The organism is Pseudomonas sp. J380 (assembly GCF_009827115.1).
GTDB lineage: Bacteria > Pseudomonadota > Gammaproteobacteria > Pseudomonadales > Pseudomonadaceae > Aquipseudomonas > Aquipseudomonas paracarnis.
Map to the genome: position 1 here is coordinate 550,094 of NZ_CP043060.1, position 20,312 is coordinate 570,405.

Annotated in this window: 17 protein-coding genes; 10 read left to right on the forward strand and 7 right to left on the reverse strand. The window is 62.2% G+C overall.

Annotation, left to right across the window (positions count from 1 at the left end; translation table 11 throughout):
* Positions 1-46 precede the first annotated feature (46 nt).
* Complete coding sequence (locus FXO12_RS02665) at positions 47-445, reverse strand: helix-turn-helix domain-containing protein (RefSeq protein ID WP_034127392.1); 399 nt, start codon at positions 443-445, stop codon at positions 47-49.
* 205 nt (positions 446-650) lie between these two features.
* Here FXO12_RS02665 and FXO12_RS02670 point away from each other — a divergent pair, with 205 nt between their 5' ends.
* The 5 genes from FXO12_RS02670 (at position 651) to FXO12_RS02690 (ending at position 5,962) form a co-directional block, all read left to right on the forward strand.
* On the forward strand, positions 651-1,559 hold the full coding sequence (locus tag FXO12_RS02670; protein WP_003191909.1) for a LysR family transcriptional regulator: 909 nt from the start codon (positions 651-653) through the stop codon (positions 1,557-1,559).
* Positions 1,560-1,763: 204 nt separating this feature from the next.
* Positions 1,764-2,354 carry an antibiotic biosynthesis monooxygenase gene (locus FXO12_RS02675; protein WP_057974877.1) on the forward strand — a complete coding sequence of 197 codons (591 nt, stop codon included), beginning with the start codon at positions 1,764-1,766 and terminating at the stop codon, positions 2,352-2,354.
* Positions 2,351-4,189 (forward strand): amidohydrolase, encoded by a 1,839-nt coding sequence (locus FXO12_RS02680; RefSeq protein WP_057974876.1) that lies wholly within the window; start codon positions 2,351-2,353, stop codon positions 4,187-4,189. Before FXO12_RS02675 ends, FXO12_RS02680 begins: the two co-directional genes overlap by 4 nt.
* Before the next feature lie 29 nt (positions 4,190-4,218).
* Positions 4,219-4,836, forward strand: coding sequence for an isochorismate family cysteine hydrolase YcaC (gene ycaC / locus FXO12_RS02685; protein ID WP_003191905.1), 618 nt, complete (start codon positions 4,219-4,221; stop codon positions 4,834-4,836).
* A gap of 244 nt (positions 4,837-5,080) precedes the next feature.
* Complete coding sequence (locus FXO12_RS02690; RefSeq protein ID WP_057974875.1) at positions 5,081-5,962, forward strand: LysR family transcriptional regulator; 882 nt, start codon at positions 5,081-5,083, stop codon at positions 5,960-5,962.
* On the opposite strand, the gene FXO12_RS02695 is transcribed toward FXO12_RS02690, so the two are convergent.
* Together FXO12_RS02695 and FXO12_RS02700 are read right to left on the reverse strand one after the other, a co-directional pair.
* Complete coding sequence (locus FXO12_RS02695) at positions 5,949-6,986, reverse strand: AraC family transcriptional regulator (RefSeq protein WP_057974874.1); 1,038 nt, start codon at positions 6,984-6,986, stop codon at positions 5,949-5,951. The genes FXO12_RS02690 and FXO12_RS02695 overlap by 14 nt on opposite strands.
* Before the next feature lies 1 nt (position 6,987).
* The gene (locus FXO12_RS02700; RefSeq protein ID WP_057974873.1) at positions 6,988-7,902 is read right to left on the reverse strand and encodes a GGDEF domain-containing protein; all 915 of its coding nucleotides are present in this window, start codon (positions 7,900-7,902) and stop codon (positions 6,988-6,990) included.
* 757 nt (positions 7,903-8,659) lie between these two features.
* Between FXO12_RS02700 and FXO12_RS02705 the strand changes: the two genes are divergently transcribed.
* From FXO12_RS02705 to FXO12_RS02725, 5 genes are all read left to right on the forward strand, one after another.
* Positions 8,660-11,170, forward strand: coding sequence for a TonB-dependent receptor (locus FXO12_RS02705; protein ID WP_057974872.1), 2,511 nt, complete (start codon positions 8,660-8,662; stop codon positions 11,168-11,170).
* Between the two features lie 170 nt (positions 11,171-11,340).
* Positions 11,341-13,206, forward strand: coding sequence for a phytase (locus FXO12_RS02710; protein ID WP_057974871.1), 1,866 nt, complete (start codon positions 11,341-11,343; stop codon positions 13,204-13,206).
* A 47-nt stretch (positions 13,207-13,253) separates the two neighbouring features.
* Positions 13,254-13,946 carry a protein TolQ gene (tolQ, locus tag FXO12_RS02715; protein ID WP_057974870.1) on the forward strand — a complete coding sequence of 231 codons (693 nt, stop codon included), beginning with the start codon at positions 13,254-13,256 and terminating at the stop codon, positions 13,944-13,946.
* Between the two features lie 15 nt (positions 13,947-13,961).
* A complete protein-coding gene (tolR, locus tag FXO12_RS02720; RefSeq protein ID WP_034127399.1) occupies positions 13,962-14,408 on the forward strand; it encodes a protein TolR in 447 nt (148 codons plus the stop codon).
* Positions 14,405-15,178, forward strand: a complete 774-nt coding sequence (locus tag FXO12_RS02725; RefSeq protein ID WP_160049519.1) for an energy transducer TonB — start codon at positions 14,405-14,407, stop codon at positions 15,176-15,178. Before tolR ends, FXO12_RS02725 begins: the two co-directional genes overlap by 4 nt.
* Before the next feature lie 465 nt (positions 15,179-15,643).
* On the opposite strand, the gene FXO12_RS02730 is transcribed toward FXO12_RS02725, so the two are convergent.
* From FXO12_RS02730 to FXO12_RS02745, 4 genes are all read right to left on the reverse strand, one after another.
* Positions 15,644-16,591 carry a D-isomer specific 2-hydroxyacid dehydrogenase family protein gene (locus FXO12_RS02730; protein WP_057974868.1) on the reverse strand — a complete coding sequence of 316 codons (948 nt, stop codon included), beginning with the start codon at positions 16,589-16,591 and terminating at the stop codon, positions 15,644-15,646.
* Positions 16,588-17,757, reverse strand: coding sequence for an acyl-CoA dehydrogenase family protein (locus FXO12_RS02735; RefSeq protein WP_057974867.1), 1,170 nt, complete (start codon positions 17,755-17,757; stop codon positions 16,588-16,590). Before FXO12_RS02735 ends, FXO12_RS02730 begins: the two co-directional genes overlap by 4 nt.
* A gap of 161 nt (positions 17,758-17,918) precedes the next feature.
* A complete protein-coding gene (locus tag FXO12_RS02740; protein WP_034127403.1) occupies positions 17,919-19,259 on the reverse strand; it encodes an LLM class flavin-dependent oxidoreductase in 1,341 nt (446 codons plus the stop codon).
* A 10-nt stretch (positions 19,260-19,269) separates the two neighbouring features.
* On the reverse strand, positions 19,270-20,244 hold the full coding sequence (locus tag FXO12_RS02745; protein WP_057974866.1) for an ABC transporter substrate-binding protein: 975 nt from the start codon (positions 20,242-20,244) through the stop codon (positions 19,270-19,272).
* Between the last annotated feature and the right edge of the window lie 68 nt (positions 20,245-20,312).

Below are 20,312 nucleotides of genomic sequence, written 5' to 3' on the forward strand. Positions count from 1 at the left end.
TCTGGAGGAAGGGAGCGACCAGCATATTCCAGGTACGTGCAGACCACTAGGCAGCGATCACATCAGGTTTGCTGCGCGAGTGGTGATTTCGCCAGGTCATCGGGTTGACGCCTTCGCTGCGGGTGAACATATGGCAGAAGTGCGCCTGGTCGCAAAAGCCACATTCGAGGCTGATCTGTGTGAGGCTCAGGGACGAGCCGGTAATCAGTTCCTTGGCGCGCTGGATGCGTTGCTGGCGAATCCATTCCTGGGGCGACAGCCCGGTGGTGCACTTGAAGGCGCGGGAAAAATGGCTGCGCGACAAGGCGCAGGCCTGGGCCAGGTCGGCGATCGCCAGGCTTTCGCCGAGGTTGGCGAGGATCAGTTGCTTGGCGATGCGCTCGCGCCGGGGGCACAGGCCACCGGTGGCGGGCAACCGGGGGGAATATTGCTCGAGTCGGGCCATGACAAATATCCGCAGTCGATGGGAACGTTCCCGGTGGATGGGTGCAGTGTAGACGCGCTTCATCTTGTTGCCGGAGCGCCTGGCTGACGAGTTAATCGTTGTTAATTTCGCCAGGTGCGGTGCCGGAAAAGACAGCACAGCTATGCAATCCCAGGCGTGCAGTGCATGCTTCCCTGGCCCCCTGGAAAACGTTTGGATAGCGCCCATGAACCGCAACGATCTGCGCCGCGTCGATATGAACCTGCTGGTGATTTTCGAAGCCTTGATGTTCGAGAAAAACCTGACCCGAGTCGCCGAAAAACTGTTTATCGGCCAACCGGCAGTGAGCGCCGCGCTGGGCCGTTTGCGCGATTTGTTCGACGACCCGTTGCTGCTGCGTAACGGCCGTGCCATGGAACCCACGGCGCGCGCACTGGCGATACTCAAGGAGCTGCAACCTGCCATGGACACCATCTCGGGCGCCGTCAGCCGCGCCAAGGATTTCGACCCCTCCACCAGCTGCGCGGTGTTTCGTATCGGCCTGTCCGATGATGCGGAGTTCGGGCTGTTTCCCTCGTTACTCAGCCGCCTGCGCGAAGAAGCGCCAGGCATCATCGTGGTGGTGCGCCGCGCCAATTACCTGTTGATGCCTTCGCTGCTGGCCAGCGGTGAAATCTCCGTGGGGGTCAGCTACACCACCGATCTGCCGGCCAATGCCAAGCGCAAGAAACTGCGCGATATCCCCTGCAAGGTCCTGCGCGGCGATGACGGCGAGGCGCCGCTGACCCTGGATGATTACTGCGCCAGGCCCCATGCAATGGTGTCGTTCTCCGGTGACCTGAGCGGCAATATCGACCTGGACCTGGCCCGCATCGGCCGCTCGCGCCGCGTGGTACTGGCGGTGCCGCAGTTCAGCGGGTTACGGGCGTTGCTGGCGGGGACGCAGATTATCGCGACCGTGCCGGATTACGCCGCGTGCGCGTTGACCGAAGGCACACGCCTGCGCGCCGAGGACCCGCCGTTTGCGATTGATGCGGCGGAGCTGTCGATGGTGTGGAGCGGGGTGCATGACAACGACCCGGCGGAGCGGTGGTTGAGGGGCAGGATTGCGGAGCATATGGCGCGGGCCACATAGATTTGCCGGCCATTGCAGGAGCGAGCCTGCTCGCGAAAAACTCCCAGGCGCCACGTTTATTCAGAAAGTAGGGGGTATCGTTGACGTTTTTTGCGCGCAAGCCCGCTCCTGCAACAAGCCAAACAGCACATACATCCAATTCTCCCCAGCCGCCAAGCCGCCAGACTCTCCCCATCGCTCAATACCCCGGGGAAGCACTCAGCCATGGATTCAACCACCAACACCAGCCCCGACGAAGTCGTCACCCTGGTCGTCAAGCACCGGGTCAAACCCGGTTTTGAAGTCGAGTACGAAGCCTGGTTGCGCCGCATCGTGCGCATCGCGGGCGAACGCCCTGGGCACCTTGGTGTTGACGTGGTGCGCAGCCAGCAAAACGGCATGGCGCTGTTCACTTGCGTGCTGCGCTATCGCTCCACCAGCGCCCTTGAGCTGTGGCTCGGCTCCCCGCAACGCCAGGCCCTGATCGACGAAGCCGCGCCCATGCTGGCGGACGGCGACCAGACGGAAATCGGCGCGGCCAATGAATTCTGGTTCACGCCCCAGGCCGAGGGTGGTGCCAAGCCGCCGCGCTGGAAGCAGGCGGTGGTCAGCCTGTTTGTGATCCTGCCGCAAACCCTGCTGCTGCCGTTTATCTGGGGGCCGATCCTGCGGTTGCACCCGTTTCTGTCCAATTACGTGGTCTCCACCTTCCTGGTCACGCTGACCATCGTGTTGCTGGTGGTGTACCTGCTGATGCCGGCGGCCACCCGCCTGTTCGCTCCCTGGCTTGAAGCCTCTGTGAAGGAAACCCTATGAACGCCGATCTGATTCTGTTCAATGGCCAGTTCCACACCGTGGACCGGGAAAACCCACGCGCCACCGCCGTGGCCATCCACCAAGGGCGCTTTGTCGCCGTGGGTACCGACGGCGAAGCCATGGCCCTGCGCGGCAGCGGCACCCAGGTCATCGACCTCAAGGGCCGCACCGTAATTCCCGGCCTCAACGACTCGCACTTGCACCTGATTCGTGGCGGGTTGAACTACAACCTTGAACTGCGCTGGGAAGGCGTGCCGTCCCTGGCCGATGCCTTGCGCATGCTCAAGGACCAGGCCGACCGCACGCCCACGCCGCAATGGGTACGCGTGGTGGGCGGTTGGAACGAATTCCAGTTCGCCGAAAAGCGCATGCCCACCCTGGAAGAACTCAACCAGGCCGCCCCGGACACCCCGGTGTTCGTGCTGCACTTGTACGACCGCGCCTTGCTCAACCGCGCAGCCCTGCGGGTGGCGGGCTACACCAAGGACACGCCGAACCCGCCGGGCGGTGAGATCGTGCGCGACAGCAACGGCAACCCCACCGGCATGCTGGTGGCGCGGCCTAACGCGATGATCCTGTATGCGACCTTGGCCAAGGGCCCGAAACTGCCTTTGGAATACCAGGTCAACTCCACCCGCCAGTTCATGCGGGAACTCAATCGCCTGGGCCTGACCAGCGCCATCGATGCCGGCGGCGGCTTCCAGAACTACCCCGATGACTACGCGGTGATCGAGCAACTGGCCAAGGATCAACAGTTGACGGTGCGCATCGCCTACAACCTGTTCACCCAGAAGCCCAAGGAAGAGCTCAGCGACTTCAAGAACTGGACCGGCAGCGTCACCCTGCATCAGGGCGATGACTACCTGCGCCATAACGGGGCCGGCGAGATGCTGGTGTTCTCGGCGGCGGACTTTGAAGACTTCCTCGAGCCCCGCCCGGACCTGCCGCTGACCATGGAACAGGAGCTGGAACCGGTGGTGCGCCACTTGGTGGAACAGCGCTGGCCGTTCCGTCTGCACGCCACTTACGACGAGTCCATCTCGCGCATGCTTGACGTGTTCGAGAAGGTCAACCGCGATATTCCGTTCAATGGCTTGCCGTGGTTCTTCGACCACGCCGAAACCATCACCCCGAAAAACATCGAACGCGTGCGTGCCCTTGGTGGCGGTATTGCGATTCAGGATCGCATGGCGTTCCAGGGCGAATACTTCGTCGAGCGCTACGGCGCCAAGGCCGCCGAAGCCACACCGCCGATCAAGCGCATGCTGGCCGAAGGCGTGCCGGTTGGGGCGGGCACCGATGCCACCCGCGTGTCGAGCTACAACCCCTGGACCTCGCTGTACTGGATGGTCAGCGGCCGTACCGTCGGTGGCCTGGAGCTGCACGCCGAGGGCTTGCCGCGCCTTACCGCATTGGAGCTGTTCACCCACGGCAGCGCCTGGTTCTCGTCCGAGCAGGGCAAGAAAGGCCAGATCAAGGTCGGTCAATTGGCGGATGTCGCCGCGTTGTCGGCGGACTTTTTCAGTGTCGAGGAAGAAGCTATCAAGTGGATCGAGTCGGTGCTGACAGTGGTCGGCGGCAAGGTCGTGTACGGCGCTGGCGACTTCGAAGATTTCGCACCGCCACGGGTACCGGTGCTGCCCGACTGGTCGCCGGTGGTCAAGGTACCGGGGCACTGGCGCCCGACGTCGCCGATGCAGGCCCAGGTTCACCAGTGCAGCGGCCCTTGTGGCGTGCATGCCCACAGCCATGAAAAAGCGCGCCTTTCCAGCGTGCCGGTCAGCGACTTCCAGGGTTTCTGGGGGGCGTTCGGCTGCTCCTGCTTTGCTTTTTGAAAAACACCCCATCCCCAAAGGAGTTACCCATGACTTACAAGCGCTTGAACAAAGACGATGCTGTTGTGCTGTTGGTTGATCACCAGACCGGCCTGATCTCCCTGGTGCAGGATTTCTCCCCCAACGAGTTCAAGAACAACGTGCTGGCCCTGGCCGACGTGGCGAAGTTCTTCAACCTGCCGACCATCCTGACCACCAGCTTTGAAAGCGGCCCCAACGGCCCGCTGGTGCCTGAGCTCAAAGAACTGTTCCCCGACGCGCCGTACATTCCGCGCCCTGGCCAGATCAATGCATGGGACAACGAAGATTTCGTCAAGGCCGTCAAGGCGACCGGCCGCAAGCAGATCATCATTGCCGGTGTGGTGACCGACGTGTGCGTGGCATTCCCGACCCTGTGTGCCCTTGACGAAGGCTTCGAGGTTTTCGTGGTCACCGACGCTTCCGGCACCTTCAACGAAACCGTGCAACAAGCCGCCTGGGCGCGTATGACCGCCGCCGGTGCGCAACTGGTCAACTGGTTCTCGGTGGCCTGCGAGCTGCAAGTGGACTGGCGCAACGATATGGAAGGCCTGGCCAACCTGCTTTCGCCGCGCATTCCCAACTACCGCAACCTGATGAACAGCTACTCGGCGTTCGCTGCCAAGTAACCTGCTCTGTAAAACACCGCAAAACCCTGTGGGAGCTGGGCTTGCCCGCGATTGCGATGCATCAGTCAACAGTATTGCTGGCTGATACACCGCTATCGCAGGCAAGCCAGCTCCCACATGGGTTTATATTGCCCACAACATCAGCGCCTGACACAGCTCCAACATTTGATGGTGTTCACATTTTGGTTTGTGGTGTGACCACTGACGGGCTATAAAACAGCCTATCGTCCCCTGAGAAGCGACAATGAACCCCTTCGAAGACATGCGCCTGTTCTGCCAGGTCATGGAATCCGGCAGTTTCACTGCCGCCGCCGAGCAATTGGGCTTGTCCAAGCAATTCGTCAGCCGCCGCCTGATCCAACTGGAAGACCGCCTGGGCGTACGCCTGCTCAACCGCTCCACACGGCGCCTGGACGTCACGCCGCTGGGCCAGAGTTACTACGAGTCGGCCTTGCGCCTGCTCGGTGAGGTGGAGCAAGTGGAGCAGGGCATCGCCGGCCAGAACAGCGAACCCCGCGGCACCATTCGCCTCAGTGCACCCTTGTCGTTCGCGATGGCGCACCTGGGTTGCCTGTTGCCGTTGTTCCTGCGCCAGCATCCGCAGGTCTGCGTCGAAGTCGACCTGAGCGACCGTCCGGTGGACTTGATCGGCGAAGGCTACGACCTGGTGCTGCGCATCGGCACTCTGGAAGACTCCACCCTGATCGCCCGGCGGATCGCCGCTATCGAGCGGGTGTACTGCGCCAGCCCCGACTACCTGGCGCTGCGGGGTACGCCATTGAAACCCGAGGATTTAGCCACGCACGACTGCCTGCCTTACGGCCACGGCCGTCAGGTGCAATGGCGTTTCAAAGGCAAGGTGCAAGCGTTGAGCGTCAGTGGGCGCATGCGCGTCAACAACGGTGACCTGCTGCGCGATACCGCGATAGCCGGTTTGGGCGTTACCTACCTACCGACGTTCATTGTCAGCGACGCCTTGAAGGATGGGCGTCTGGTCAAGGTACTGGAGGACTTCGCTCCTGAGGCCTTGACCCTGTCGGCGGTGTACCCGCAGCACCGCCAGAGTTCACGCCCGGTGCAAGCGCTGGTGGAGTTCCTGCGCGAACGCCTGGCTAGCGGCTGCTGAACAGTTGGCGGATCAGGTTGGGCGTGCTGCCCGTCCACCGCTTGAATGAGCGCCGAAAATTCGCCGCATCGTTGAAATTCAGGTACGCCGCTACTTGTTCGTTACTCCACCCCTTGGCCTGGTACAGGTGCAACGCCACATGCTTGCGCACCCGGTCGACCTGTTGCTGAAAACCGGTGTCGTGCCGTTGCAACTTGCGCTTTAGCGTGGCCGGGCTCATGGCGAAGGTGTGGGCGGCCTGTTCCAGGCTTGGTGGCTGGCGCACGTGTTCGCGCAGGTAGGCATCGAGGCAGTCCAGAAGACTTGTGGCAAAGCCCAGTTGCTCGATTTGTTCAAGGGCTTGCTGGCGCGCGACCTGGCCCGCCGTGGCCGAAGCACCCGGCCAGGTGTGGGTGAGGTATTCACGGGGGAGGCACATCATGTTCAGAGGGCGTTCGAAGCGCGTGTGTTCGCCCAGATGCACCCAGTATTGCTCGACATACCGAGGTTCGGCGTGGCTGAAGCTGCACACCCACGGCAAGCGCTGGCCGCTGAGCCATTGGCTCATGGCAACCAGCGAAGTCATGCTGGCTTCGAGCAGAAAGCGCCAGTGTTCGCCGGCGCCGCAACTGTCCAACCAATACAGGTAAGCGTGGTGCTCATCCAACTCCAGTTGCAGCGTGGCCAGCGGGCTGAGCAGCACTTGTTGCTGGATCAGGATATCCAGGGCCTGATGAAGGTTCTGTGCATGCCCCAGCGCATGACTGGCGGCGCCGTAGTAGCCGGGCAGCAGGCGTTGGCCAAACAGGAAACTGCTGTCATCGGCATCCAGCAGTTTGCGGCTGTTGCCGATCAAACCCAGGAACTGCTGCGGGCTCAATCGCGCATTGCCGGCCAGGATGTCTTCGTGGAACAGGCCGGTGCCGCGCAGTAGGCGATGGCTGTCGATGTCCCGGGACAAGCCCAGGTCGATCAACGTGGCGGGTTGATAGTGACCGGGGATGAAGCGGCTGTCGTTTTCATACCAGCTGGTTTTCACGGCCATTTCAGGCACTTTTCGCAAGGGGTTGCTTGGCCCGGGCCAGGCCGATATTCAGCCGTTTGAGCAGCTCGTGGGGTGACTCTTGCAAGGCCATCACCACCGCCGTGGTCGCCGTCAGTTGCAGGCGTTCGCCCTGTTGCCGGGTCTTGTGGGCGAGGCTCTGCACCGCGTGTTGCAACTCCAGCGCCAGGCCCTGGGCCTGGCGCTCGCCGGTGTTGGGCAGCAGCACCACAAAACGATCGCCCGCCAGGCGGCACAACAGGTCCTGGCGGCGCAGGTTGAGCAGCAGCACATGGCTGACCGCCTGTAGCACCGCATCGCCCTCGGCATGCCCGTAGACCTGGTTGATGGTGGCGAAGTTATCCAGGTCCAGGGCCAGCAACGACAGTGGTTGTTGCTGAGCTTGGCTGTCGCGCAGGCTGTCGGCGAGTTGGCGCTTGAGGTAGTCGGCACCGGCCAGGGGCGTGAGTTTGTCGAACAGCCGATGCTCGCGAAACAACCGCTCGCGTTTTTCCATCTGTGCGCTGATCGCCAGTTGTTCGTGGTGCCAGTGATAAATGCCAATCGTCAGCAGGATCATGCCCACCGGCATTGGCCCTGACTCCAGCCAGTGATCCCAGGAGATGCTGTCAGGCAGGCGGATGAATTCGTCGAGGCTGTCGATCCACCAGGAAAAAAAAATGCACGACAGCCCCAGCGCCAGGTATTGGGTGACCCGTCCGGCGGGGCGGCTTTTCAATACCAGGCCCAGCCAGATCAGCGCGAGCAGCGCCGAACCGCCTTCGCCGATGATATCCAGCCACACCCATTCGCTGACGCTCTTGAGCTCGCCGCAGGCCAGGTGCAGGATCAGCCCGAGGTTGGCGGCGATCAGGAGCAATGCGAGTTTCCAGCGGTGGGGTTTGAGCACGGAAAACATGGCCACGGGTCCTTGGGCAAATGAGTAATGGGCGTCAGCACAGCAGATGGATGTGACGGTTGGATGACGGGCGGGGAGGGTCGAATCAGCTCATGCCGTCGGCCTATTTTTTAGCTGGACATAGAGCCCATGTGGGAGCTGGCTTGCCTGCGATGGCGACCTGACAGGCGACACTGTTATACCGAGTACATATCCATTCCTGCGATAACGGCCACTTAGGGTTCCGCTTTTACAGCGGCTCACTTTTGAAAAGAGCCCAAAAGTAAGCAAAAGGCTCTTGCCCCACCACTCGGCACCTCGCTTAGGCTCGGTGTGCCCGTAATCCGCCAGTGATTTGGGGGGCCGCCGCCACGCGCCATCCATGGCGCGGGGCGGCTAAACCGGCATCCCTGCCGGTTTACCCCCCAAATCACTGTCGAATTCCGGCCAGCGTGGTTTAACGGGGCGCCTAAGATCAAAAGCAGATCAAAAGCAGATCAAGAGCAAGATCAAGAGCGGCTCGCTTCGCATCGTGGTTACCTGTGGGGGGCACATTCGACCTCTGTGTCGATTGAACCGCCGCCTTCGCAGGCAGGCCAGCTACCACAGGTTGAGTGAGGTCATTTCAGCTCATTTACACGCTCCAGAAGCCTGTAAACCCCGCTTTGACAGGCTCTGCCCGCAACCTTGTCACAGAACCGTCACGCCTGCCCCCTAGCGTGCCCTCCCAGTTGCCGGGCCCCTTGCCTGGCGCCAACGGATTCTTGGGGAGGGTTTCATGTACAAGCGCACCGGGCTCGTCAGCTTTACGCTTACCGCCTTGGCTCTGGCGATAGCCTGCGAGCGGCTCAACGCCGCGGAAGCGGCCACCGAGCATGTCGATGTGGTCGGCCAAGCCGCTGCGATCGACAGCGCCCTCAAGGAGCAGCGCTCTTCCGACAGTATCAAGAGCGTGGTGCATGCCGACGGCGTCGCCCAGTTGCCGGATGAGAACGTTGCCGAGGCGGTGCAGCGCTTGCCGGGCATCAGCGTTGAACGTGACCAGGGCGAAGGCCGCTTTGTCAGCGTGCGCGGCCTGGGCCCGGACCTCAACAGCGTGACCATCAACGGCACCCTGGTGCCATCCCCCGAGAGCGAGCGCCGCGCCGTGGCCCTCGATGTTCTGCCTTCGGAATTGGTGCAGTCGCTGTCCGTGATCAAGACGCTCACACCGGACATGGACGCCAACTCCCTCGGCGGCACCGTCGATGTGAAAAGCCTCTCGGCGTTCGATCACAAGGGCCTGTTCTATACCGGCAGCACCGAGGCCAGTTACGACAAGAACACGCACCAGACCAGCCCGAAATTCTCCGGCGCCGCCAGTAACCGGTTCAGCCTCGGCGACGGTATCGACAACTTTGGCGTGGCCGCGGCCCTCAGTTGGCAGAAGCGTGATTTCGGCTCGGACAACGTCGAAACCGGCGGCGCCTGGGACTTCAGCAACGGCCCCCGGCTCAACGAATTCGAGCAGCGCGACTACGACATCAGCCGTGAACGCGCCGGTGGTGGCCTTAACTTCGATTACAAGCCCGATGACCTGAGCAGCTACTACCTGCGCACCCTCTACAGTCGCTACAAGGACACCGAAACCCGCAACGCTGCCAGCCTCGAGTTCGCTGACCCGCAAGCGCCCGGCCAATTGGGCGACGCCGAGGGTAAGCGCAAGCTCAAGAACCGCGAGGAAACCCAGCAAATCCAGTCCTACGTAGTGGGCGGTGAACGCATGCTCGGCCTGTGGACCTTGAGCGGCCAGGCCGGTTACAGCCGTTCCAGTGAAGACAGCCCGGGGCATATTGCCGGTGCGACCTTCGACGGCGGTGACTTTGCCGACAGCGGCTTTTACGACACGGCCAAGCCGCGCCCGATCATCGGCAGTGGTTTCTACGACCCCGCCAATTTCAGCCTGGACAAAGTCGACTGGGAAAAACAGCACACCCAGGACACCGAGAAGAACCTGCGCCTGGACCTGGCCCGCGACTATGACCTCAGCGGTTACGCATCCCAGTTCAAGTTCGGCGGCAAGGTCAGCCGGCGCCACAAGGACAATGACCTGGAGGCCTGGGTCTACAAGGACCTGGATGAACAGGGCTTGAGCGATGAACAACTCAACCTCACGCAGTTCCAGAAGGGCAACGTCGACTACCGCCTCGGCCGCTTTGGCCCAGGTATCAGCGCGGGCAATATCCGTCAGTTGATCGGCGGCCTCAATCGCGATGACTTCTATGACCCGACCGAATCCACTGTCAACGACTTCACCATCCGCGAAGACATCAATGCCGGCTACCTGATGAACACCGTCGATATTGACGACTGGCGCTTCATCGCCGGTATGCGTTACGAGGGTACCGAGTTCGAAGCCAAGGGCACCGGTGCCACGGACGGCCAGTTCAGCGCCACCGAGACCAAGCGCCGTTATCACCATTGGCTGCCGGGCCTGCATGCGCGCTACCAGATTGACAAGAACACCCAGGTGCGCGCCGCCTGGACCAAATCGGTGGTGCGCCCGACCTTTGGCCAACTGGCCCCGGGTTTTGTGATCGACGATGACGAGGCCACGTTCGGCAACCCGGACCTCAAGCCTCTGGAATCGAGCAACCTGGACCTGGGCATCGAGCATTTCATGGGCCGTGCCGGTACCGTGTCGGCCTTCGTGTTCTACAAAGACATCCAGAACTTCGTCTACAACACCGACGTTGCTGGTACCGGTGCCTGGGCCAACTTCGCCGAGGCGCACACCTTTGCCAACGGCGACAGCGCCAAACTGTATGGCCTGGAACTGGCCTACTCACAGAAGTTCGACTGGCTGCCTGCACCATGGAACGGCCTGATGATCGGTGCCAACAGCACCTTCAGCCGTTCCAGCGCGGACATCGAGGGCTTCGACAGTGCCAGTGGGCGCAATCGCAAGCGCAACATCAGCCTGCCCAACCAGTCGGACACGGTCGGCAACCTGATGCTCGGCTGGGAAGACGACACCCTCAGCCTGCGCCTGTCGGCCAATTACAAATCGGCCTATTTGTATGAGTTGGCGTCGATCAATGACAAGGCCCATGACCTGCACGTCGACGCGCAAACCTTCGTTGATTTCAGTGCGCGCTACTCACTGACCAAGAACCTGCAGGTCAGTTTCGAGGCACAGAACCTCACCGACGAGTCGTACTTCGTCTATACCGGCCACCGAAGCTACAACGGCCAGTACGAAGAGTACGGCCCCACCTACAAGTTGGGCCTGACCTTCACCCATTTCTAACCCTGGCCCCTGTAGGAGCGAGCTCGCTCGCGAAAAACTTCAACGATGACGCGGGGCGCCTGAATGAATGCGGCGCCTGGGAGTTTTTCGCGAGCAAGCTCGCTCCTACAGCGCATCAGGGCAAGCCCTCCCAAACGGGATCTCCATTGTTTTCGAAGGATTGTCTGTTCATGAGAATTTCCAAGCTGTGCCTGCTGGTCGTACTGGTTAGCAGCGCCAATGCGTTCGCCACTGACCTACCGCTGACCCCTTGGGCACCCAGCCTGAACGCCCAGGCCGTTGCCTTCCTGCCCGGCGGCACCCAGCGCGTGGCCGCCAGTGCCCGCGACGGCCTGCTGCTGCTCGACGATAAAGGCGTCGAACTGGCCCGCTTCAAAGGCCGTTTCAGCAGCCTCGACACACGCGCTGCCGGCACTCAATCGCTGATCGCCAGCCTCGATAACGACCGCCAGCAGGCCTTGCTGATCGGTCTCGATGGCGCCGGCAAAACCTGGGGTACGCCGCTGTACCTGCCGACCCGCGACTTCGCGGTAAATAGCCTGTGCCTCTATCGCGATTCGGCGGCCAACCTGTTTGTGTTTCTGGTCGGTGAAGAGGGCAAGGGCGAGCAGTGGCTGGTGGGCAATGGTTCGACGCTGTTGGCCCAGGCGCAGCGTGTTCGCAGCCTGCCACTGCCACCATCGGCGCAATACTGCCAAGTGGATGATGCGGCCGAGCGATTGGTGGTGAACGAGCAAAACGTCGGCTGGTGGGCCTACCCGGCACACCCGGAAGCCGAGGTGACGCGCACGCCCGTGGCGCTGTTCGACGATCCCCAGCGCGAAGCAGGCGCCATGGCACTGGTGCCGGGCGGGATGCTCGCGGTGGACCCGAAAACCGCGCAATTGCACCTGTTCCAGCAAGTCGGGGAACGTTGGGTTGAGCAACCCAGCCTGGCCTTGCCGGGCCTCAAGGAACCGGAGCAGTTGGTGATACAGGGCCGGCAACTGCTGGTGCGGGACGACGACAGCGAGCAGCTCTATCAGGGCCGCCTTGACTGGCAAGCCACGCCGGTGCCGGTTGCGCCGATACTTGCGCAAGTCGCCGCACTGCGCCAGACCGAACCCGTGGGTCGCCAAGGCGACGCGGCGGATGACCCGGCCATCTGGGTTCACCCTGAAACGCCGGCCAAAAGTCGCGTGCTGGGGACCAACAAGAAACAGGGCCTGTTGGCCTACGATCTCGACGGCAAGCTGCTGCAGGAGCTGGCAGTGGGGCGCCTGAACAATGTCGACATACGCCCTGGCTTCAAACTCGGTACGCACACCGTCGACCTGGCCGTGGCGAGTAATCGCGACCGCAATAGCCTGAGCCTGTTCAGCATCGACCGCCAGAGCGGCGAGTTGCTTGAAGCCGGTGAGGTCCCCACGCCACTCAAGGACATCTACGGCATCTGCCTGTACCAGCCCGCCAGCGGTGAGCTCTACGCGTTCGCCAATGACAAGGATGGCACCTTCCTGCAATACCGCCTGAGTGCACCGGCTGGCCGTGTGCAGGGCGAGTTGGTGCGTCAGTTCAAGGTCGACAGCCAGCCCGAGGGCTGTGTGGCTGATGACCAGCGTCAACGCTTGTTTATCGGTGAGGAAGATGTCGGCGTGTGGGCGATGGATGCCCGTGCCGACCAACCGGCCACGCTCACTCCGGTGATCAAAGTCGGCCCGCAACTGCACGCAGATGTCGAAGGCCTGGCGCTGTATCAAAGCCCCGCGCGGGATTACCTGGTGATCTCCAGCCAAGGCAATGACAGCTACCTGGTGCTGGACGCCGAGCCGCCATTCGCTGTGCACGGCGCCTTGCGCGTTGGCCTCAATGCGGCAGCAGGCATTGATGGCGCCTCGGAAACCGATGGCCTTGAGGTCACTGCCGTCAACCTCGGCGGGCCATGGAGCCAAGGCATGCTGGTGGTACAGGACGGGCGCAAGCGCATGCCCGAGCAAGCCCAGAACTTCAAGTTTGTGCCCTGGGCCGAGGTGAGCCGCGCGTTGAAATTACCCTGAGCTGTCATCACGCAGTCATCCGTTTTTAATCGAATAGGGGCTTTACCATGCACGCGACGATGGAACATATGACGATCTGGAGTTTGATCAGCGACGCCAGCCTGTTGGTCAAGGCTGTGATGGTCACTTTGTTGCTGGCTTCCTTGCTCAGCTGGTATCTGATCATTCAGCGCAGCAGTGTGCTGCGTGGTCTGGAACGGCAGCTCAACGGCTTCCTGGCGCGCTTTCGCGTGGCGTCGGACCTGCAACCCTTGTATCGCGACACCGTGCAGGCGGGCGAGGGCGGTGTGGCGCCGATCTTTATTGCCGGCATGCAGGAATACCAGCATCTGCACCACCACGATCCGGCAGTGCTCGAGGGTGTGGAGCGCGCCTTGCAGGTAGCGATCACCGAGCAGGAGCTGGAGCTGGAAAAGGGCCTGCAATTTCTGGCGACGGTGGGGTCGGTCAGCCCCTATATCGGCCTGTTCGGGACGGTGTGGGGCATCATGAATTCGTTCCTCGGCTTGTCGCAGGTGCAACAGGCCACGCTATCGACCGTGGCACCGGGTATTGCAGAAGCCTTGATTGCCACGGCCATTGGCCTGTTTGCGGCGATTCCGGCAGTAGTCGCCTATAACCGCTTTGCGGCCCGCAGCCAGACTTTGCTCACGCGCTACTACGCTTTTGGCAATGAGCTGCAAGTGCACCTGCACCGCACACTGCGCGGTACCTCGAACAACCTGGCCGTGGCCGCCTGAACAAGGAGCAAAGCGATGTTGATCAGGCCGCAACGCAAGCACGGGCCCAAGGCCGAGATGAATGTGGTGCCCTACATCGACGTGATGCTGGTGCTGCTGGTGATCTTCATGGTCACTGCGCCCATGCTCACCCAGGGCGTAAAGATCGAACTGCCCAAGGTCGCCGCCGAGGCGCTGGCCACCGATACGCGCCAGCAGATCCTGACGTTGTCGGTGAAGGCGGACGGTGGCTACTACTGGAACCTGGGTGGCGAGCTGGATACGCGCCAGCAGACCGATAGCGCGGTGACCCTGGAAGAAATGAGCGCCAAGGTCATGCAGGTGGTGGCGGCGCGCAGCGATACCCAGGTGTATATCCGCGCTGACGACAATGCAGGTTATGGCCGTGTAGTGGCGGCCATGGCGGTGCTGCAGAAGGGCGGCGTCAGCAATCTTGGGCTGGTGACAGAGGCCCCACAATGACAACGATGATCCTGCACAGTCCGGCACTGGCCTTGGCGCCCAACGGCGATGGTTTATGGCGTAAAGGCCTCGCAGCGAGTCTGGCCGTGGCGCTGCATGGTGCGGTGGCAGTGGCGTTGATGCTGGGCTGGTCGACGGAGCGACCAGGGGTGGATGCGCCGCGGGTGATGCACACGCAGTTGGTGGTTTTACCCGCTCCGGCGCCGGCGCCGGCGCCGGCGCCTGTGCCGACACCCGAGCCCGTAGCTGCCGCGCTGTCAGAACCTGTTGTGATCCCGGTACCGACCAGGCCGACGGTTGATCCGCAGGTGCAGGCGCAAAAGCTCGAGAAAGCCGCGCTGGCGCGCAAGCGGGTTGAAGAAAAGAAACTCGAGCAACAACAGCAGCGCATGGCGACCGAGCAGCGCAATCGGGCGTTGGAACAGCAACGTCTGAGTCAGGAGCGTGCCGCTTCGGAAAAAGCCCGAGCCGCCGTGCCTGCGCCTACCCCTGCATTCGACAGCCGCCAGTACCAACCCTTGAGCAAGGCCGCCCCCGACTACCCCGAACGCGCCCTGGACAAGAACATCGAAGGCGACTGCTCGGTGGAGTACACCGTCAACACCCAGGGGCACGTGGAAAACCCCAAGGTATTGGAAGGCTGTCACCCGTTGTTCATCAGGCCCTCATTGGCGGCGGCCAATACTTTTCGCTACCAGCCGAGAATCGTCGATGGCAAAGCTGTTGCCGTACCGGCAGTGCGCAGTACCTTCCACTACCGCATCAAATGAATTTCTCCTGGCGGTGGTTCAGTTGAAGATTCAGTGACTGACACACCGCCTTCGCGAGCAAGCCCGCTCCCACAGGAGATCTGTGCCAGGCGCCAATTCTGTGGGCAATCCATAACCAATGTGGGAGCTGGCTTGCCTGCGAAAGCGGTGGTTCAGTTAAAGATTCAGTGACTGACACACCGCCTTCGCGAGCAAGCCCGCTCCCACAGGGGATCTGCGCCGGGCGCTGATTTTGTGGGCAATACATGATGAATGTGGGAGCTGGCTTGCCTGCGAAAGCGGTGGTTCAGTTGAAGATTCAGCGACTGACACACCGCCTTCGCGAGCAAGCCAGCTCCCACAGGGATCTGTGCCAGGCGCTGATTTTTGTGGGCAATGCATGACCAGTGTGGGAGCTGGCTTGCCTGCGATAGCGGTGGCTCAGTTGAATATTCAGTGGCTGGCCCCCCCTTTGTGGGCAAGCCGTCAGACATTCGCGAGGTTACTTAACTCAAGGCCCGCCACATACCGTTCCAGATTAGCCAGGAACGTATCCGCAATTTCCTCCTTGCTGCGGGTCGAAATAGCCGAAGTATGCGGCGACAGCCGTACCCTTGGATGGCTGTACAGCGGATGCCCATCGGGCAGTGGCTCTGGCTCGGTGACGTCGAGGGAAGCCAGGCCGATCTGGCCGTTATCCAACGCGTGCAACAGCGCTTGCTGATCGATCAGGCCACCGCGGGCGATATTGATCAGGTGCAGCCCCGGCTTGGCGCTGGCCAGTACATTACGATTGATGATATGCCGCGTTGCTTCCGTCAGGGGGGCCGCCACCACCAGGTGATCGGCGCGGGCAAACAGGTCGTGGATGTCCTTGGCCGCTTCCACGCCATCGAGGCCGAACGGGGTTGTGCTTTGACGCAGCGCCATCACCTTGAGCCCCAGTGCCAGGGCCTTCTGTGCCAGGCTTGTGCCAATCGCGCCGAAGCCCAAAAGGCCCAGCGTCGTGCCCTTGAGCGGGCGCAGCGCGGTGAACTGCCACTGGGCATCCTTTACCCAGATGTCCGGCAAATGCTTGGCCGCGGCAAAGATCGCCGCCAGGGCGAACTCGGCCAGGTTATCGGCGGCGCTGCCACGGGAAGTGGTCACGGGTGGGCCGTTGAATAGCCACTGGGGGTAGAAGTCGATACCCGACGACACCAGGTGCACCCACTGTGCGCCGTAGGGCCAGCCCGGTGGCGGGGTGTCGGGGGCGGTGTAGCCCCGCACATTGATCGGGCGCAGCAGCAGGATATTGGCGTGGGGCGGCAAGTCACTGGGCACACCGACCGGCACGCCGATTACCTGGGCTTCGGGGTGCAGTGGGGCAAGGCGCTCCCGGATCACCTGGTTGTAATCTTCGTCCAGTTGGCTGGCAATAATCACCTGACTCATGTGCGTTCCTTTTGGCGCTGGTTGAACACAGCTTTGCCGACGCCTTGCAGCACGGCGTCATTTTGCGGAGTGTGGACGCGGCTGCACAGCACATCGCGGTAATGCCGTTGCAGTGGGCTGTGCCGTGACAGGCCAGGGTTGCCCGAGGCTTCGATGGCCAGCTCGACCGCACGGATCGCATTGCCGGTCACCAGGTACTTCACTTGTGCGGCATTGGCCGTCGGTGTGTGCCCTGCGGCAGCAGCATCGAGCAGGCTACGGTTGGCGAACAGCAAAGTGTCGATATGGCCGACGGTCTCCTGAAAACGCGGCAGGGTGGACAGTGCCGCGCCGAGATTCGACGGCTTGCGCTCCTCCAGCCAGTCCACCAGCCAGTCTCGTGCCGCCTGGGCCACGGCGTCGTACACCGAGGACAACAACACCGACATCCAGAGGAATCCTTCGCCATCCAGCTCCGCTTGCGGGGCGCTCCAGGGGCTGACGCTGACCGCATGGTCCAGGGGCACCCATACGTTGTCCAACACCACCTCATGGCTGCAGGTGGCGCGCATGCCCAAGTGGTCCCAGGTGTCGATGATGCTGACGCCGGGGCTGGCCTTGGGCACCAGCCAGGCGCCTACCAGCGGGTCGGCGTCATCGCTGCGCGCCCACACGCTGAACCAGCTCAGGCCATGGCTGCCGGTGGAGTAGAGCTTGCGCCCACTGATACGCCAGCCGTCGGCGGTGCGCACGGCAGTGGTGGCCGGCAAACCGCCACGGGCTGGGGTGCCAAGGTCAGGTTCGACACGCAGGGCATTGATCAGCGCGCCGTTCTGCACCGCCTCCTGCGCGACCTGCACGCGCAGGTGTGCGGGCCAGCTCTGGTTGTCTTGCAGGCGGGCGTGTTGCAGGTATTGCATCACCAGGATCAATGCCGTGGACGGTTCGCCCTTGGCGATGGCGCTGATGACCTTGCGCGCCTGGGACAGGCTGGCGCCACCGCCGCCGAGTTTTTTCGGCACGGTCAGGGCGATGAGTTGGTGTTGGTGCAGGAGCTTGAAATTAGCGTGGGGGAAGGCGCCGCTTTCGTCATAGAGGGGCGCGGTACTGGCCAGCTCGGCGCTGAGATGATCAAGCAGGGCGTCGAAATCGACGGCTTCCACAGCCTTGAGAGACGGTTGAGTCATGAGTCTGTACTCGGTCAAAAGTGTGGGAGGGTGGCAAGCCCTGACCCCCTTGTAGGAGCGAGCTTGCTCGCGAAAAACTCACAGGCACCGCGTTTATTCAGGAAGTACGCGTTATCGTGGGCGTTCTTCGCGAGCAAGCTCGCTCCTACAGGGGGTAGCATTCAGGCCAGGGCTTGTTCGGTGGCTTCGATCACGCTGTAGCGGTTCGCTGGCACTTCCAGGCCGAGGTTGTCCCGTAGGGTGTGGCCGCTGTACTCGGTACGGAACAACCCTCGCTGTTGAAGCACCGGCACCACCAACTCAGTGAAATACTGCAGGCCATCCGGCAGTACCGAGTTGATGATGAAACCATCGCTGGCGCCGCTCTCGAACCAGGTCTGGATGGCATCCGCGACCTGTTCCGGGGTGCCGACAAAGTCGCGCTGGGGCCGCGAGAAACGCAGGGCCACTTCGCGCAGGGTCAGGCCTTCGTCACGGGCCAGTTGCTTGATACGTTCGGAGCCACCTTTCTGGCTGTTGGCGCCCAGGTCGCCCAGTTCAGGGAAGGGCGCATCCAGCGGGTACTGGCTGAAATCATGGTCGTTGAACGGTCGGCCGAGGGCGACGATGGCGTCTTCCACAGTGACCAGCGCCACGGCTTGCTGGTAGCGGCTTTCCACTTCGGCGGCATCGCGCCCGACAATCGGGCGGATGCCCGGCAGGATCGACAGGCTGTCCGGGTCGCGGCCAAAGCCCTTGGCGCGGCGTTTCAAATCGGCGCTGTAGGCCTTGGCCTCATCGATAGTTTCCACATGCACGAAAATCGCATCGGCGTTTTCGGCGGCAAAGTTACGCCCATCCTCCGAAGTGCCCGCCTGGAAAATCGCCGGTTGGCCCTGGCGCGAACGCGCGATGTTCAGCGGGCCTTTGACCGAGAAGAATTCGCCCTTGTGGTTAAGCGCATGCAACTTGCCTGGGGTGAAGAATTCGCCGCTGTGTTTGTTATAGGCAAAGGCATCGTCCTCCCAGGAATCCCACAGACCCTTGACCACATTCAGGTGTTCCTTGGCGATGCGGTAGCGCACGGCGTGGGGCGGATGCTCGGCCTTGCCGAAGTTATCGGCGGTGCCACTCAGCCACGAGGTGACGACGTTCCAGCCGGCACGGCCGCCGCTGATGTGGTCCAGGGAGGCGAACTGGCGTGCTACCTGGTAAGGCTCGGTGTAGCTGACGGTCACGGTGGCGACCAGGCCGATATGAGTGGTCAGCGCGGCCAGGGCCGAGAGGATCGTCAGCGGCTCGAAACGGTTGAGGTAATGGGGGCTGGACTTGGGGTGGATATGCAGGCTGTCGGCGATGAACACGAAGTCGAACCGGGCGGCTTCGGCCAGTTCGGTCTGCTGCTTGTAGAAGCCGAAATTGGTGCTGGCGTCGGGTTGTGCCTGCGGGTGGCGCCATTCGCCCCAACCGTGGCCGACACCGTGCACCATGGCACCGAGTTTCAATTGACGTGGCTTGCTCATGTTCTGCTCCTTAGCGCGAGGCTTGTTCGAGGGGGATACGCTTGGCGTTGAAGCTGGAATCGAAGCCCTGGGAGACGTCGATGTGTTTGCTCAGCAGGCCTTCTTTTACATAGGTGTCGGCGGTGGCTTGCAGGCCATGGATCACCGTATCGTCAATCGTGACCGGGGAAAGATGGGTGTCCTGGGCCACTTCTATATGCACGGCCAGTGGCAGGCCAGTGATCTTGGCTTGGGCAGCGGCGTATTGCTCGGGATGGGTATTGGCCCAGGCGTAGGCGCGATCAATGCGGGCGACAAAGTCGTCCAGTTGCACGCGCTTGTCGGCAATGGCCTGGCCGGTAGCGGCGAAGTACAGATGATTGCTCAGCAGGTGCTTGCCGCTCACCAGCACGCGAGCATTGCTCTGTGAGGTGACCACGGTGGTGTAAGGGTCCCACGTCGCCCAGGCATCGGCGGTGCCGTTGTCGAGTACCAGCCGGGATTCGGCGGGCAGCAGGAAGATGAACTGCACATCCTGGGTGGTCAGCCCGGCATCGTTCAGGGCCTTGATCGCCAGGTAGTGCCCGATGGAGCCGCGCCCGGTGACGATTTTCTTGCCCTTGAGGTCGGCCGCGGTCTTGATCGGCGAATCCTTGGGCACCAGCAGCGCCGTGGTGTTACGGCCTTCGGCATGGATGATGCTGATCACCTTGATCGAGGCACCGGCGCCGAGGGCGAACACATAAGGGGCATCGCCCAGGGCGCCGACATCCACAGCGCCGGCGTTCAGCGCTTCGCCCAGGGGCGAGGCCGAGGGGAATTCCGACCATTTGATCTCGTAGGGCACGTTCTGGCTTTCGCCCGAGGCTTCCAGCAGTGCCTTGATCGTGGATTTCTGGTTGGCCACGCGCAGCGGTTGCAGGTCGCCAGCCTGGACGGTAAAAAGCACGCCGAAGGCCAGGGCGGCGCCCCACAGCAGGCGTTTGAATGGGAGGGCATACAGCATGGGAAAAACTCCAGGCGTTGGGTAAAGGGAGATACCTCCGCCTGGAGAAGGGGTCGGTTGGGCGAAAC

What these genes read in the sequence shown, in the direction of transcription:
- FXO12_RS02690 (WP_057974875.1), top strand. Translation starts at nt 5,081, where the DNA reads ATGAACCCCTTCGAAGACATGCGCCTGTTCTGCCAGGTCATGGAATCC.
- FXO12_RS02700 (WP_057974873.1), bottom strand. Translation starts at nt 7,902, where the DNA reads ATGTTTTCCGTGCTCAAACCCCACCGCTGGAAACTCGCATTGCTCCTG.
- FXO12_RS02735 (WP_057974867.1), bottom strand. Translation starts at nt 17,757, where the DNA reads ATGACTCAACCGTCTCTCAAGGCTGTGGAAGCCGTCGATTTCGACGCC.
- tolQ (WP_057974870.1), top strand. Translation starts at nt 13,254, where the DNA reads ATGCACGCGACGATGGAACATATGACGATCTGGAGTTTGATCAGCGAC.
- FXO12_RS02745 (WP_057974866.1), bottom strand. Translation starts at nt 20,244, where the DNA reads ATGCTGTATGCCCTCCCATTCAAACGCCTGCTGTGGGGCGCCGCCCTG.
- FXO12_RS02680 (WP_057974876.1), top strand. Translation starts at nt 2,351, where the DNA reads ATGAACGCCGATCTGATTCTGTTCAATGGCCAGTTCCACACCGTGGAC.
- FXO12_RS02710 (WP_057974871.1), top strand. Translation starts at nt 11,341, where the DNA reads ATGAGAATTTCCAAGCTGTGCCTGCTGGTCGTACTGGTTAGCAGCGCC.
- FXO12_RS02670 (WP_003191909.1), top strand. Translation starts at nt 651, where the DNA reads ATGAACCGCAACGATCTGCGCCGCGTCGATATGAACCTGCTGGTGATT.
- FXO12_RS02695 (WP_057974874.1), bottom strand. Translation starts at nt 6,986, where the DNA reads ATGGCCGTGAAAACCAGCTGGTATGAAAACGACAGCCGCTTCATCCCC.
- tolR (WP_034127399.1), top strand. Translation starts at nt 13,962, where the DNA reads ATGTTGATCAGGCCGCAACGCAAGCACGGGCCCAAGGCCGAGATGAAT.
- FXO12_RS02665 (WP_034127392.1), bottom strand. Translation starts at nt 445, where the DNA reads ATGGCCCGACTCGAGCAATATTCCCCCCGGTTGCCCGCCACCGGTGGC.
- FXO12_RS02705 (WP_057974872.1), top strand. Translation starts at nt 8,660, where the DNA reads ATGTACAAGCGCACCGGGCTCGTCAGCTTTACGCTTACCGCCTTGGCT.
- FXO12_RS02725 (WP_160049519.1), top strand. Translation starts at nt 14,405, where the DNA reads ATGACAACGATGATCCTGCACAGTCCGGCACTGGCCTTGGCGCCCAAC.
- FXO12_RS02675 (WP_057974877.1), top strand. Translation starts at nt 1,764, where the DNA reads ATGGATTCAACCACCAACACCAGCCCCGACGAAGTCGTCACCCTGGTC.
- FXO12_RS02730 (WP_057974868.1), bottom strand. Translation starts at nt 16,591, where the DNA reads ATGAGTCAGGTGATTATTGCCAGCCAACTGGACGAAGATTACAACCAG.
- ycaC (WP_003191905.1), top strand. Translation starts at nt 4,219, where the DNA reads ATGACTTACAAGCGCTTGAACAAAGACGATGCTGTTGTGCTGTTGGTT.
- FXO12_RS02740 (WP_034127403.1), bottom strand. Translation starts at nt 19,259, where the DNA reads ATGAGCAAGCCACGTCAATTGAAACTCGGTGCCATGGTGCACGGTGTC.